The 13,169-nt window shown below is 43.9% G+C and carries 15 protein-coding genes; 7 read left to right on the top strand and 8 right to left on the bottom strand.

The features are described from left to right. Positions 1-6 precede the first annotated feature (6 nt). Entirely contained in the window at positions 7-381 is a 375-nt protein-coding gene (locus ESB13_RS04635) for a winged helix-turn-helix transcriptional regulator (RefSeq protein ID WP_129001853.1), read from the top strand. 8 nt (positions 382-389) lie between these two features. Here the strand turns inward: ESB13_RS04635 and ESB13_RS04630 are convergent, their stop codons facing one another. From ESB13_RS04630 to ESB13_RS04615, 4 genes are all read right to left on the bottom strand, one after another. Beyond that, on the bottom strand, positions 390-1,298 hold the full coding sequence (locus ESB13_RS04630; protein ID WP_129001852.1) for a phosphotransferase: 909 nt from the start codon (positions 1,296-1,298) through the stop codon (positions 390-392). A 41-nt stretch (positions 1,299-1,339) separates the two neighbouring features. Further along, positions 1,340-2,227, bottom strand: coding sequence for a helix-turn-helix domain-containing protein (locus tag ESB13_RS04625; protein WP_129001851.1), 888 nt, complete (start codon positions 2,225-2,227; stop codon positions 1,340-1,342). A gap of 8 nt (positions 2,228-2,235) precedes the next feature. Further along, on the bottom strand, positions 2,236-3,240 hold the full coding sequence (locus ESB13_RS04620) for an aldo/keto reductase (RefSeq protein ID WP_129001850.1): 1,005 nt from the start codon (positions 3,238-3,240) through the stop codon (positions 2,236-2,238). A gap of 76 nt (positions 3,241-3,316) precedes the next feature. Then, positions 3,317-4,324, bottom strand: a complete 1,008-nt coding sequence (locus tag ESB13_RS04615; protein ID WP_129001849.1) for an OmpA family protein — start codon at positions 4,322-4,324, stop codon at positions 3,317-3,319. A 230-nt stretch (positions 4,325-4,554) separates the two neighbouring features. Between ESB13_RS04615 and ESB13_RS04610 the strand changes: the two genes are divergently transcribed. From ESB13_RS04610 to ESB13_RS04600, 3 genes are read left to right on the top strand one after another with little or no spacing between them, the layout of a single operon-like run. Next, on the top strand, positions 4,555-5,358 hold the full coding sequence (locus ESB13_RS04610; protein ID WP_129001848.1) for an SDR family oxidoreductase: 804 nt from the start codon (positions 4,555-4,557) through the stop codon (positions 5,356-5,358). Positions 5,359-5,389: 31 nt separating this feature from the next. Next, positions 5,390-5,752 carry a hypothetical protein gene (locus tag ESB13_RS04605; RefSeq protein WP_129001847.1) on the top strand — a complete coding sequence of 121 codons (363 nt, stop codon included), beginning with the start codon at positions 5,390-5,392 and terminating at the stop codon, positions 5,750-5,752. 2 nt (positions 5,753-5,754) lie between these two features. Next, positions 5,755-6,654, top strand: coding sequence for a helix-turn-helix domain-containing protein (locus ESB13_RS04600; RefSeq protein ID WP_129003268.1), 900 nt, complete (start codon positions 5,755-5,757; stop codon positions 6,652-6,654). Between the two features lie 201 nt (positions 6,655-6,855). Here the strand turns inward: ESB13_RS04600 and ESB13_RS04595 are convergent, their stop codons facing one another. Together ESB13_RS04595 and ESB13_RS04590 are read right to left on the bottom strand one after the other, a co-directional pair. After that, positions 6,856-7,380: a nuclear transport factor 2 family protein gene (locus ESB13_RS04595; protein ID WP_164974093.1), complete on the bottom strand. Its 525-nt coding sequence runs from the start codon at positions 7,378-7,380 to the stop codon at positions 6,856-6,858. Positions 7,381-7,493: 113 nt separating this feature from the next. After that, on the bottom strand, positions 7,494-7,856 hold the full coding sequence (locus ESB13_RS04590) for a winged helix-turn-helix transcriptional regulator (RefSeq protein ID WP_129001845.1): 363 nt from the start codon (positions 7,854-7,856) through the stop codon (positions 7,494-7,496). A 160-nt stretch (positions 7,857-8,016) separates the two neighbouring features. Between ESB13_RS04590 and ESB13_RS04585 the strand changes: the two genes are divergently transcribed. Beyond that, entirely contained in the window at positions 8,017-8,814 is a 798-nt protein-coding gene (locus ESB13_RS04585) for an SDR family oxidoreductase (RefSeq protein ID WP_129001844.1), read from the top strand. A gap of 32 nt (positions 8,815-8,846) precedes the next feature. Here the strand turns inward: ESB13_RS04585 and ESB13_RS04580 are convergent, their stop codons facing one another. Then, complete coding sequence (locus tag ESB13_RS04580) at positions 8,847-9,509, bottom strand: class I SAM-dependent methyltransferase (protein ID WP_129001843.1); 663 nt, start codon at positions 9,507-9,509, stop codon at positions 8,847-8,849. A 249-nt stretch (positions 9,510-9,758) separates the two neighbouring features. Between ESB13_RS04580 and ESB13_RS04575 the strand changes: the two genes are divergently transcribed. Beyond that, positions 9,759-10,193 (top strand): VOC family protein, encoded by a 435-nt coding sequence (locus tag ESB13_RS04575; protein ID WP_129001842.1) that lies wholly within the window; start codon positions 9,759-9,761, stop codon positions 10,191-10,193. Positions 10,194-10,209: 16 nt separating this feature from the next. On the opposite strand, the gene ESB13_RS04570 is transcribed toward ESB13_RS04575, so the two are convergent. Next, on the bottom strand, positions 10,210-10,743 hold the full coding sequence (locus ESB13_RS04570) for a YfiT family bacillithiol transferase (RefSeq protein ID WP_129001841.1): 534 nt from the start codon (positions 10,741-10,743) through the stop codon (positions 10,210-10,212). A 156-nt stretch (positions 10,744-10,899) separates the two neighbouring features. Between ESB13_RS04570 and ESB13_RS04565 the strand changes: the two genes are divergently transcribed. Continuing rightward, the gene (locus ESB13_RS04565) at positions 10,900-12,996 is read left to right on the top strand and encodes a glycoside hydrolase family 97 protein (protein ID WP_129001840.1); all 2,097 of its coding nucleotides are present in this window, start codon (positions 10,900-10,902) and stop codon (positions 12,994-12,996) included. The last annotated feature ends 173 nt before the right edge of the window (positions 12,997-13,169 follow it).

The raw sequence follows: 13,169 nt of genomic DNA, 5'->3' as shown, positions 1-13,169 counted from the left end.
TACGCGATGCGTGAAAGAAAAATTCCTTTGAATCTGAATTGCGGCCTTGACCTGATAGGCGAGGTTTTGTATGGCAAGTGGAAGATCCGGTTACTTTGGTTTATCAATGAAGGGCATAAACGTCCGAGTGAATTACAAAGAAAGATCCCGGATGCTTCACGAAGGGTTCTGAATGTACAGTTAAATGAACTCGAAGCTCACGATTTGATTAAAAAGAAAATTTTCGCAGAGGTTCCTCCAAAAGTGGAATATTCATTGACACCTTTTGGAAAAACAATAATTCCTATCATCGGGGCTTTAGGTAAATGGGGCGATGAAAACGAGAGCAGATTACGTGATCTTATTCTAAATAGTAAAATCAAACTGTCTGAAGAAAAATGATGGTGGTATTATTTTATCCCATCGGGCCTATCCAGATGTAAACATTGCGCCGCCCATTCAAGTTCTATTGCAATAAGCTTCTTAAATACATCTTTGAGCCAAAAAGGCATCGACTTATCATTTGACAACCGCCGGATATGTGTAGCGCAGAGAGCGGCGGCCTGAGAAGCAGCATCAGGCATAATTTGAAATGGATCCGGCCCTCCCTCCAGATGAAGTGTAGGCAATAAGTTCACAAGATCATGATCAGCACTGCCAATGCAAGCATTGCTCCAGTCAACAAAAACTACCCTGGACCCGTCTATACAAATATTATCACTACGAATGTCGCCATGCACAAGTGTTTCTCCTGTTTTATCCACCTTGCTTTCAGCCTCAATCAGATAATCTATAGAATGCATCAACCAATTCCCTGAGCACATTTTTAACTTCAAAAAACCTTCCGGATCTTCTGCAATCTTAGCCCAAACCCCGGTATTGTGATTTTCCAACTTTGGAAGGAGATGACGCCCTTTGATAGTTGACAGTTTTTTAACAGTGTCAAGCAATAACTCAATATCTCCTTTTCGCCAATGGACTCCTTTATCGCTGGCTGCCCAAAAAGCGTTCGAAAAATCCTGCGTGATAAGAATGGGGAAGTTTACGAATTCGTCTATCCAATTAATTATTTCAGGCATAAAATTATCCTGATAAGAAGCTAATACCGAATGTTCAGTTCTAAGCCATCCGGCTGTCTGATCGTCTGTCGCAGCCTTGACAAACACTTTACTTTTATCTTCAAGCTCGATAGAATATCTGAGAGCAGCAGACAACCCGAAGTTAGGTTGTACGCACTGAATTATTTTTTTATTCAGTACATTTTCTATTGCTTCTTTGAGATAAGCAGATGGTTTAATGTCATTCATTTGATTATCCATTCATCAGGGTGTGAGGATCAGAGATCCTGCCGTATTGTGGATCAGTTAAAGGCTTTGCGAAATTCCAGCGGGGATAAATTTGTCTTTTTTTTGAAAAGTGTGCTAAAGGATTGCGCGTGCTCAAAGCCCAGGGCGTAGGCGATCTCGCTAACCGAAAGACTGGTGGTAGAAAGTTTTTCTTTGGCTTTTGCAATCAGCTTTTCGTGAATATGCTGCTGGGTGTTTTGCCCGGTATGAACCCGGAGAAGGTCGCTCAGGTAGTTTGGCGACAGGTTCATCCGGGCGGCAAGATATTGCACGGTGAGCAAGCCGTGTACGTCACTGTTAAAGTAGTCATCGATCAACTGTTCGAACCTGGTTAGCAGCGCTGAATTATTATTTCTGCGGGTTAGGAACTGCCGCTCATAAAAGCGGTTGGAATATTTAAGTAGACTCTCGATCTGCGTCAGAATGATCTCCTGGGTATACTTATCGATATGCCTGCATTCTTTGTCAATTTTTAGCAGGATGGCGATCAGGTCGTCTTCTTCGCCGGCCGACAGGTGCAGCGCTTCGTTAACTGCGTAATCGAAAAAACCATAGTGATGAATGCTGTTCGCGAGCGGATGCTGCAACAGGAAGTCGGGGTGAAAGACCAGGAGATAACCGGACCCGCATTCCATATGTTGCAGGTCGAGTTGTTGCACCTGGTTAGGTGCGGTAAAACTCAATACCCCTTTATCGTAGTCGTAATGCTGTTGTCCGTACCTGATCTTGCCTTTGGCTTCGCGTTTGAGTGCCACGCAATAAAAGCGGTTAACGAAGCCTTTCCAGACCGGGTCGTCCAGGAAAACGCTTTCCGCCAGATTGATCACGCTTACCAGCGGATGGCGGGGTTCGGGTAATGACAGCAACCGGTGGAATTCTGATAGCGAGTTAATGGCATTCATAAATAAAATTAATCAATTAAGCCCATACTGAACTCGTCATAAGGTGCGCCGGTGTCTGTGCCCAACGGTACGATGTTTTCCAGTTGTGAAAGATCGGCCTCCGTCAGCTCAATGGTAGTGGCCGCAAGGTTTTGCTCCAGGTATTTCCTACGTTTCGTTCCGGGGATCGGCAAAATTCCCTTGTGCATGATCCAGGCCAAAGCCAGCTGTGAAGAAGTGACGTTTTTTGCTTTGGCCATGGCTTCAATTGCCTTGACCAATTCCATATTCTTATTAAACATATCGCCCTGGAAACGCGGGATGGCTCTGCGGAAATCGTTCTCCGGCAGGTCATCGATGCTTTTGATATGTCCGGATAAAAAACCACGGCCCAATGGAGAGTAGGCTACAAACCCGATACCTAATTCCTTTAATGTCGTTAACACTCCGCGTTCTTCTACCGTTCTTTCAAATAAAGAATACTCGCTTTGTACTGCGGTGACCGGGTGTACGGCATGCGCCCGCTTAACCGTTTCAGACGATACTTCTGACAGACCGATATACCCTACTTTCCCTTCTTTAACCAGCCCGGCCATGGCTTCAACCGTTTCCTCGATAGGCGTATTTTTATCCAGGCGGTGCAGGTAATACAGATCGATGTAATCGGTATTGAGGTGCTTTAGCGAACGCTCTAAAGATTTCTTTACATAATCCTTTTTGCCATTGATGGCCCAGGTTACTTTATTGTTGTCATCGATTTCCCAGCCAAACTTGGTGGCGAGAATATACCGATCACGTTTACCGCTGATTGCCCTGGCGATGAGCTGCTCATTTTTCAGCGGCCCGTAAAGATCGGCGGTGTCCAAAAAGTTGCCGCCCAATTCGAGCGAACGGTGAATTGTTGCGATGGCTTCCTGCTCATCGGCAGGGCCGTACATATGCCCTTCTTCAAAGCCCGTCATGCCCATACAGCCGAGGCCGATCTTTGGTACTACCAACCCCTGGCTGCCTAATGCAATTTGTTTTATTTCCATGGGCCAAAGGTCGGTAAGCCTCATCGCGCGCATGTATGTAAACCCCTGAAGCTTGTAAGTAAATCAAGGGGATGACCTATTTGATCTTTATCAATTCGACGCGCCTGTTTTTAGCCTTATTGGTTTCGCTATCGTTTGCCACCAATGGACGTTCTGCGCCAAAGCCTTCGGCTTTAAGTCTTGATTTGCTTACACCATCAGTAATCAGGGCATTCATTACTGCATTAGCGCGCTCTCCGGATAGTTTCTTGTTATGAGCGGCATCGCCGGTATTATCGGTATGTCCCTCAATTTTAATCATCATTGAGCCTTCTTTTTTCAATGCGGCTGAGATCTGTTGTACGACCTCTTTTCCTTCTGTAGTAAGGCTGGATTTATCCGTATCGAAGTTGATATACAGGATGGATTTGCCTTTTTCGTTTAGTTCTCTGGCGATCGATTCTGCTGTAACTTTTGTAATGGTTTGCTTCAATGCTGCCTCTTGCAGGATGTTTAATTTGCCTGCAAAATTATTTGCGCTAAACTGGATGTAGACATTTCCCTGGTCTTTGGTGCGGATGATATAAAACTTGATTTGCTCGTCTGCGTAACCCATGTCTCCCTCATCCCCTTTATTGGGATCCTGCTTGTTGTAACGCTCATATTCTTGCTGACCGATCGTTCCGTCAAATACTTTGACTGCTCCTACCGATTGGAGATAGTCCTCTATACTTTTTTCATAATAGCGTTGTGAAAATTGTTGTCCCTGTTCCGCATCTACGTTTATCTTATAGAGCTTTCCTTCGACCGGGGTCATTACGCCGTTGACTGGAAAAAAACAAACATCAAAGTCCTTCTGAAGCGGCTTATTCACCGCCTTTAAGCCCTTCGGAAGTGTGAAATAGGGGAAAGTACCGATATCAGAGTTTGTAATAGCGATGCTTTCTATATCAAAGGTTGGATTTTTCGAAATGGGTTGTGATGTGTCGGCACCCTGTATCACCGATGTGTCTTGTTGTGTTTTGTCTTGTTCCTGCTTTCGTGTGTTATTACAAGCAAGCAGTAATACTGCCGATGCAAGTAATGTAGTGGTAGTTGTTTTCATTGTTTGCAATATAATTAAGTTTCAATTTCTGCAAAAGGGTCTGAGTATACAAGTTAAATTATAACAAACTATTTTTTTCCGGGAATTCACCCACGGTTATGAGGGATTCATCATTAGCCGGATGCCGGGAAAAGTGTCCGACGACACTTTCGGATACATCAAAAGTCGTTTTGAATACATCTGTTTTGGATGGTAAGCGAACTTTGTATCATCAATTTAAAAGAGCAAAAATGGATTTAAAGAATAGTACTGTGCTTATCACAGGAGGTACCAGCGGCATAGGCCTGGAGTTGGTGAAACAACTGACCCAACAAGGGGCAACCATCATCGTTACAGGGCGAAACACTGATGCGCTAACCGAAACAAAGCAGCAGTTTCCACTTATACACACTTTTCAAAGCGATGTGAGTAATTCAAAGGACATTGAAGCGTTGTATAAAAGCGTCATACAACAGTTTCCCGATTTGAATATCATCATTAACAATGCCGGGTTAATGCGGCTGATAGATTTGCAGGATCAGCGTATGGACCTGGATAATATCAACCAGGAAGTTGCCACCAATCTTACCGGAACGATTCAAATGGTACACCGGTTCCTGCCGCATTTAATAACAAAAAGAACGGCAGCCATTGTGAATGTTTCGTCGGGCATTGCTTTTATGGCTTATTCCGCAGCGCCTGTTTACAGCGCAACCAAGGCAGGCGTTCGTGCGTATACACAGGCCCTGCGCTTGCAACTGGAAGATACCAATGTGAAAGTGTTTGAGATGATACCTCCGGGAGTAAAGACCAATCTTCAGCGTGACTGGATAAAGCAACCTAACCCGGGTATGATGATGAGCGTGGATAAGATGGTGGCAGTAGCCATCGATGGATTGAAGAAAGACAAAAAGGAATTGAAGCCATTTCTCATCAGCGTAATAAAAACGGCAAGCAGAATTATTCCGGGTGTTCTTTTGAAGTTTGGTCACAGGGAGTTTAAGGAAATCAAAAAAATGAAGGGTACAGGATCACACCAATGGAGTTTGAAATAATTCAATAAATTAGTATATTAATCTCAAGGCAATGCTAAAGAATATAATGTCCCTGGTCTTGTTGTTACTGGCAGCAGGTCTTTCGTTCAAACATGGTTGGGATACCTTGAATTACAAACAACATCCCGGGTCATTGAAGATGATGAATGAACTGGGCATTTCAGCGTCCATGATCCCCTTTTTGGGTGGATTAACGTTTTTGGTTGGTGTTTTACTATTGATCCCCAAAACATTCTTCCTGGGTAATCTGCTCAACGCCATTTCTATTGTGATCATCATGGCCCTGGCAGTCAGGTCCGGAAATTATAAAATGGTATTGATAGAAATTCCGTTCCTGGTATTGCCGTTCGTCATGATCTGGTTAAAGTATCCGTTTATAAAAAATGCTATTTAATGATGGCTGCTTACAGGATAAAATCCATCACTGAAGCCCACCGGCTTGCAGGGCTCCCCAAGCCTGAGCATCCGCTCATCAGCGTTATCGACTTGAAAGGGCAGCAAAATGAGTCCGGTATTAACGCCGTTCTATTTGACTTTTATGTGATTACGATGAAGCGGGGCTGTAATAAGCTGATCTATGGACAACAGCAATATGATTTTGACGAAGGTTTAATGGCTTTTATGTCGCCGGGACAAATTTTACGTGGAGAAGAAAATGGTATGCCTGAAGAGCTTGATGGATGGATGCTATTTATCCATCCTGATTTTTTTTGGAATACTTCATTGGCAAAAAACATCAGGAAGTATGATTACTTTGGCTATTCGACCAATGAAGCGCTATTTCTTTCTGAAAAGGAAGAAAATATCATCAATGGGATCATTCAAAATATAAAGTCAGAATACCAGGCGAATATTGATAGATTTAGCCAGGACATTATTATTTCCCATTTAGAAACACTGCTGAACTATGCAGAGCGCTTCTATCAAAGGCAGTTTCTTACCCGGAGGAAGAGTAGTCACCAGGTACTGGACCGGTTGGAAGATGTGATGAGAAAGTATTTTGATGATGAAGATCTACTCAAGAAGGGTTTGCCAACAGTGCAGTATATTTCTGAACGCCTTAATACGTCACAAAGTTATCTCCGTAGTTTGCTAAAGACATTAACAGGATTAAGCACCCGGCAATACATCCACGAAAAGCTGATAGAAAAAGCCAAGGAACGGCTTTCCACCACTGATCTATCGGTTTCGGAAATAGCCTATGAACTGGGCTTCGAACATCCGCAGTCGTTCAACAAACTATTTAAGGCAAAAACCAGCCTTTCGCCGCTGGAGTTCAGGACTTCGTTTAAATAGAATTTGGCGGGAACACCGCGATGAACCTGCGCTGTTCCTGCCATGAGTTCTTTAAGGGCAAGGCTTAATGTTTTACTTCCTGTAGCCCCAAGAACCACCTGGTGGTTTCCTGTCTTGAAGCTTCAGAGCCTATTGCCAGGCGTCTCGCATAGACCTGTTGTGCGGTTACTCCTGCAGGGCCGCGTTAAATAAATTGTTTTTCTACCTGGATGAAGGTTTTGTTGCAGGGCCGTGATCGTAACTGAATACCCTAGCCATTTGCCATCTGCCATTTTGTTTGCGCCATACGTTAGCAAAAAGCGCATGCCCATCCAGGAATTCTTTCTCTCCATTTTGAGTAACATAGAATACATGTTCCCCGGTGATGATGGCACCATATACTTCCTTATCCTTTTTCAAAGGAAATATTTTAACGGTGCCTGTTACCTCTTCCCTTCTTAACCTGAAGGTTCCATTGGGATTGCACATTCCAGTGCTCATTGAAGCCATCAGAGCCGGCAGTCCCAAGGTAAGTCCTCCTTTATCATGATAAAACTCCACGTCTTCGGAAAAGAGGGCAGCCATAGCTATGGTGTCGCAGCTATTGTAAGCCCGCCAGAAAAGACTATCCTGCTGTTTGATAGCAGCGGTTACTTCGGCATCTGTTTCCTGGGCAAATGCATCCAGGACTGGTGCGAGGAAAAGGCTAAATAGTAAGCAGTGTAATAATGGTGCATGTTTTTTCATAGTTACAAGTTCAGAAAAAAACGGCATAAAAGCCCTTTCTTTCCGCTGCAAGGTTGTATGCCGGGATAAGAGGCTGAAAAGTCCCGACTAAGGCCAGGCATTGGCATACAGTACTATTCAGAGGACCCTGCAAGTGCACGTTTATGGTTGACTATGGTATCATGCATTTGGCCGCCCCATTCTGTCATGGCCATCAGAACAGGGATAACGGTTTTGCCAATCTCGCTTAGTTCGTATTCTACCCTGGGTGGTTTTTCGTTATAACTGTGGCGCAAGATCAACCCGTCGTCCTCCAATTCCTTCAGTTGCCCGGCCAATATCTTACGTGATATGTCTGGTATTACTGCGGCCAGCTTGCCAAACCGGACCGCTCCGTTCACCAGCCGGCCCAGTATGATTGGTTTCCACTTACCGCCAATATAAGCCATCGTATGTACAATTGGACAGGTGGAGGTATGGTCTCTGTATTTCTTCATTAGTTACTTAAATGTTACCTGTTTTTTGTTTTAGTTACCCGGAAGTGACCACCTATTTGTGGCTTGAAAATGAACGAAAGCATCTGCTTTAGTTACTTTACGAAACTAATTTAAATCATGTTTTCGTCAACTACATCATAAGCGCATTAAAATTAAAGTCATGAAAAGTCAAGGAACAACTGATGAAGTGTTAAAGGGTAAAATAGTTCTGGTAACAGGCGGTACCAAAGGAATTGGCAAAGCGGTGGTAAGAAGGCTTGCGCAAGCGGGTGCGACTGTTATTGTTACGGCCAGAAATACCCCGGCAGAACCCGATGTCGCCTATACCTTTATTGCCGCCGACCTGTCGCGGCCTGAAGAGATCATCGAAGTTGCAGATAAGATCATTGGTCAATTCGGGCGGGTAGACATACTTATCAATAACATGGGGGCAAATACCTACCCGGGAGGAGGATTTAGCACGTTAACGGATCAGGATTGGGATCAGGCCCTGCAGGTAAACCTGCTTGCCTCCGTTCGCCTGGACAGGGCTTTGTTGCCTGGGATGCTGGCGCAACAGTATGGGGTAATCGTTCACATTTCCTCCACCAGTGGCCAGTTTCCTATTTGGGAGTCCACTATGGCGTACAGTGTGGCAAAATCGGCATTGAATACCTATAGCAAAGCATTGGCAACAGAGGTTGCAGGCAAAGGCGTGAGAGTGGTAACAGTTTCTCCGGGTTTAAACAAGACGGAGGCCATGACTGTCTTTTTGGAGGACTATGCCAAACAGCACAACATTACAGTGGAGGAAATGACCGGCAGGCTGTTGGAAAGAGTAGGCGGCGTGCCTCTTGGAAGAATGGCAGAGCCGGAAGAAACGGCGGAGCTGATCTACTTCCTTGTGTCACCTGCGGCATCGTATATCACGGGTGCAAACCTGGTTATCGATGGCGGAAATTTCCCGGTCGTTAAATAAGGCGGTGCTGGCAGGGTGCATGGTATGGGAATTTAAGTTTCACTTTTGTGTACGCTGCCAGCTGCTTTGGTTTTTATATACGCATAGGTGAGCAAGGACTTTCCATTGGGAAGTATGTTTTCTTCTTCGCCGTGCAATTCAAATCCAAACTTTAAGGCATGGATCTGTAAATCGTTCTTGTCTACTATTTTAAAGATCTCTTTCAGAGATTTAACTGATTCTACTTTTGTTTGGCTGACGGAAGAGCTTCCGTTGTTGGCTTGTATTGTTATTATCAACTTAGCGGATGTTGCGATGTTATTAGCTATAAATTCAAAACCTTTTTGAATAGCCATATATTCGAAAATTAAAGCAGCCCAAACAAAGTCTGCTTTTAAGAAAGATTCATTTGAAATGGAGATATCTGTATTTACAAGGACCAATTGTTTGATCTTTGCTCCAAATCTTTTTTGGGTTTCTTCGATATAGGATTTGTTTATGTCGATTCCATAAACGCTTTTTGTTTTGTTTACATCAATATGCTCCAATCCATTTCCACCACTTACGCCTAAGAATAAAGCCCTTTCGGGGGTATGCTTTTGCAAGTATTTTTTTGTCAGAGCATTCAATAACTGTGATTGGGCCACTGTTGCATGCTGCATATGCTGCTCGTAATCTTCCAATGGAATTTTGTTCCAGGCGTTTTCTTTATCCATAATTATAGTTTCGTTGATTTCATCTTTCGTCGAAGATATTGTAATAAAAGCTCAAATATGCTTATAAGCAATAAGTAAAATCATCAGGGAAGTAATGTCCGGGACTTAATACCCTTCCTTCGGGGGCATATTGACAGAGAATTGAGTGAAGTTGCCAGTTCTTTCTTTTCTTGTTGGATTATGTCGTATTTTTCTAAAAGGTTTGACTGATTGCAGTAGCGAAAATCGGACCATCAAAGAATAAAAACTATGAGAGCAATTAATCCCTGGATCAACTTCAACGGAAATGCGGAAGAAGCATTTACTTTTTACAGATCAGTTTTTGGTGGAGCGTTCACCAGGATCATTCGTTTTAAAGACTTATCAAGTGCTGAATTTCAGGTGGCAGAAAAGGAGGCGAATAAAATAATGCATATTGCTTTGCCTATTGGTAAAAACAATGTGTTAATAGGCAATGACGTGCCTGAATTTATGGGGCCAACCAACGAAAACGAAAACAGGTCCAAGATTTCCGTCAGTGCAGACAGTCGTGAAGAAGCGGAGAGCATATTTAACGGGTTGTCGGCGGGCGGGAATGTTGAAGGGCCTATTGGCGATACTCCATGGGGCACCTATGCGGGAATGTTCAGAGACAAATATGGCATTGAATGGATCGTGGAATTTGATCCGGGTTATGGAGGATAACATCTAAGCGCCATATTTACCAGTTCATCCTGGCTTTTAGCGTAGTTATATGCGCCAGGTGATGCTGTGAGTGCCAGGCATACATACCTATGGCTTCTTCCAGGCTAACATGTTTGCCATGCGCCGGATGCACGTAACAACGCTTTAGTTCGTTGGGGCCAAGTGTGTGCAACAATGCTGTCCACCGGTCGTGCAATCCTGCCAGGATGAGCAGAGATGACTGGATGGGATAATTTTTGCTATCGGCCAGTTCGGCCCATAAAGGTTCGTCGTAGGGCTTGATGACCGGTAAATCTTCTGTCAGGGTAAGCTTAAAGCGGGTGAATGCATTGATATGGCTATCGGCAGTATGATGAACTACCTGCCGAATGGTCCATCCATCCTGCCGGTAAGGCGTGTTTAACTGTTCATCGTTTAAAGTAATGACCTCTGCTTTCAGTTTCGCGGGAAAGGCGGCTATGGTTTGAATCCAGGCGTTTAATTGTTCAGCACTGATAACGGATGGTTTTTCAAACTGTCCGATAGGATAACGCTCGTGGAATTGGCTCATAAAAAACGTTTGTGGTGGTGTACAAGAACAAGGCAAAATAGCATTTTTTACGGAAAAAAGCTGCGTGGCTGAAGAGCGGGGGTAGTGTGGAGGATAATGGAAAGTACGCTAAATGGCATATTTTAGTAGGAAGAAATGCTAACATAAACAGATCTTATGCGTAGTATCATTACCATAGCCGTACTTTTGATCGCTTGCCTTGCCAATGCTGAAACGATCAGTTCTCCTGACAAAAAGATTGTATTGGCGTTCAGCCTCTCCGGCAATGGCGTACCTTACTACTCTCTTACTTATAAAGACAAACCAGTTCTCAAAACCAGCCGGCTGGGATTGGAGTTGGGTGATACTCCTTCTCTCATGGATGGATTTACCGTGCGGCAGGTTGAACGGACTACCTTCGACGAAAACTGGACTCCGGTATGGGGGGAAGAGAAAAGCATCAGGAATCACTACAATGAACTGTTGGTTACTTTATCGCAGGATATGCCAAACGGCAGACTTATGCGGATAAGGTTCAGGGTTTTTAACGACGGGCTGGGATTCAGGTATGAGTTTCCGGAACAGCGGTCATTATCGCATTTTGTGGTGAAGGAAGAGTTGACGGAGTTTGCGCTTACCGGTGATCATAAGGCATTTTGGCTGCCGGGTGATTATGATACCCAGGAATATCCTACAGTGACATCGGCGCTTTCACAGGTGAGAAGTAAAATGAATGGTGCTATTACACCCAATGCGTCGAGGAGGCCTATTTCTCCTACTGCCGTACAGACGCCTTTGTTATTAAAAAGTAAAGACGGGCTTTACATTAATATTCATGAAGCGGCGCTGGTAGACTACTCTTGTATGTCGCTCGAACTTAATGATACCACCTTTGTACTGCGATCTATACTCACACCGGATGCCGTTGGGGTTAAGGCGTATATGCAGGCTCCCGCGCAAACGCCCTGGCGGACTATCATAGTTAGTGATCAGGCGGGCGAGATCCTGCAATCGAGGCTGGTGTATAATCTTAACGAGCCAACCAAATACAAAGATGTGTCCTGGATCAGGCCTATCAAATATGTAGGCGTATGGTGGGAAATGATCACAGGTAAGAGCACCTGGTCGTATAGTGATACCAATAATGTGCATTTGGGCGTTACGAACTTTGAAAGCCTGCGTCCTAACGGCAGGCATGGCGCCAATACCAGGCATGTAAAGGAGTATATTGATTTTGCAGCTGAAAATGGTATGGATGCGGTGCTGGTGGAAGGCTGGAACGTGGGATGGGAGGACTGGTTCGACAAACACAAAGACTATGTATTTGACTTTGTAACCCCCTACCCTGACTTTGATGTAAAGGAATTAACCAGGTATGCGGCATCGAAAAAGGTAAAGCTCATTATGCATCATGAAACTTCTTCGGCAGTACGGAATTATGAAAGACATATGGATAGTGCTTACAAGTTCATGGTACAATATGGGTATGATGCGGTGAAAAGCGGCTATGTGGGAGATATTCTGCCAAGGGGTGAATATCATTATGGGCAATGGATGGTGAATCATTACCTGTATGCCCTGAAAAAGGCGGCGGAGTATAAAATCATGGTAAATGCGCATGAGGCTGTTCGTCCTACCGGACTTGCGAGAACCTATCCTAACCTGATAGGTAATGAATCGGCCAGGGGGACTGAATACGAAGCATTTGAAGGCAACAATCCTGATCATACCACTATTCTTCCTTTTACCAGGTTAATTGGCGGGCCGATGGATTATACGCCGGGGATATTTCAATCGGATATCAGCGTTTATAATCCAAGCAACAAGATGTTTGTTCATACGACATTAACGAAGCAACTGGCTTTATACGTTACCATGTACAGCCCTTTGCAAATGGCGGCAGATTTTCCTGAGACATACCGGAAGTTCAGTGATGCTTTTCAATTCATTAAAGATGTGGCTGTGGATTGGGATGCGACTTATATACTTGAGGCAGAACCGGGAGATTATATTTCCATAGCGCGGAAGGCTAAAGGTAAAAATGAATGGTTTGCAGGAAGTATTACTGATGAAAATGCCCGGGTTGCCAACATTAAATTTGACTTTCTGCCTGCAGGGAAAGACTTTACTGCTATTATTTATGCGGATGCGAAGAATGCCAGTTTTGATAAAAATCCACAGGCGTATACGATACGTAAGATAAAGGTAAATGCCAATACGGTGTTGGAACAGGATGTGGCGCCGGGTGGTGGATTTGCTATAAGTATAAAATAAATCGGGATGTAATTTAGGCAGGTAGTTACTAATATGTAGGTACAGGGTTGTATTCGCATCATTTCTATCGTGTTCGTTATGTGTGATAATTGTATTATTTTTATTTGTGTTTCATTTTTTTTGATTTTATATATTTTATCCTGTCTGTTTTATTTGATAATTTATAAGCCAGT

Source organism: Filimonas effusa (genome assembly GCF_004118675.1).
GTDB classification, from domain to species: domain Bacteria; phylum Bacteroidota; class Bacteroidia; order Chitinophagales; family Chitinophagaceae; genus Filimonas; species Filimonas effusa.
This window is presented reverse-complemented; position numbering and strand designations above follow the sequence as displayed.

What these genes read in the sequence shown, in the direction of transcription:
- ESB13_RS04635 (WP_129001853.1), top strand. Translation starts at nt 7, where the DNA reads ATGCGTGAAAGAAAAATTCCTTTGAATCTGAATTGCGGCCTTGACCTG.
- ESB13_RS04630 (WP_129001852.1), bottom strand. Translation starts at nt 1,298, where the DNA reads ATGGATAATCAAATGAATGACATTAAACCATCTGCTTATCTCAAAGAA.
- ESB13_RS04625 (WP_129001851.1), bottom strand. Translation starts at nt 2,227, where the DNA reads ATGAATGCCATTAACTCGCTATCAGAATTCCACCGGTTGCTGTCATTA.
- ESB13_RS04620 (WP_129001850.1), bottom strand. Translation starts at nt 3,240, where the DNA reads ATGGAAATAAAACAAATTGCATTAGGCAGCCAGGGGTTGGTAGTACCA.
- ESB13_RS04615 (WP_129001849.1), bottom strand. Translation starts at nt 4,324, where the DNA reads ATGAAAACAACTACCACTACATTACTTGCATCGGCAGTATTACTGCTT.
- ESB13_RS04610 (WP_129001848.1), top strand. Translation starts at nt 4,555, where the DNA reads ATGGATTTAAAGAATAGTACTGTGCTTATCACAGGAGGTACCAGCGGC.
- ESB13_RS04605 (WP_129001847.1), top strand. Translation starts at nt 5,390, where the DNA reads ATGCTAAAGAATATAATGTCCCTGGTCTTGTTGTTACTGGCAGCAGGT.
- ESB13_RS04600 (WP_129003268.1), top strand. Translation starts at nt 5,755, where the DNA reads ATGGCTGCTTACAGGATAAAATCCATCACTGAAGCCCACCGGCTTGCA.
- ESB13_RS04595 (WP_164974093.1), bottom strand. Translation starts at nt 7,380, where the DNA reads ATGAAAAAACATGCACCATTATTACACTGCTTACTATTTAGCCTTTTC.
- ESB13_RS04590 (WP_129001845.1), bottom strand. Translation starts at nt 7,856, where the DNA reads ATGAAGAAATACAGAGACCATACCTCCACCTGTCCAATTGTACATACG.
- ESB13_RS04585 (WP_129001844.1), top strand. Translation starts at nt 8,017, where the DNA reads ATGAAAAGTCAAGGAACAACTGATGAAGTGTTAAAGGGTAAAATAGTT.
- ESB13_RS04580 (WP_129001843.1), bottom strand. Translation starts at nt 9,509, where the DNA reads ATGGATAAAGAAAACGCCTGGAACAAAATTCCATTGGAAGATTACGAG.
- ESB13_RS04575 (WP_129001842.1), top strand. Translation starts at nt 9,759, where the DNA reads ATGAGAGCAATTAATCCCTGGATCAACTTCAACGGAAATGCGGAAGAA.
- ESB13_RS04570 (WP_129001841.1), bottom strand. Translation starts at nt 10,743, where the DNA reads ATGAGCCAATTCCACGAGCGTTATCCTATCGGACAGTTTGAAAAACCA.
- ESB13_RS04565 (WP_129001840.1), top strand. Translation starts at nt 10,900, where the DNA reads ATGCGTAGTATCATTACCATAGCCGTACTTTTGATCGCTTGCCTTGCC.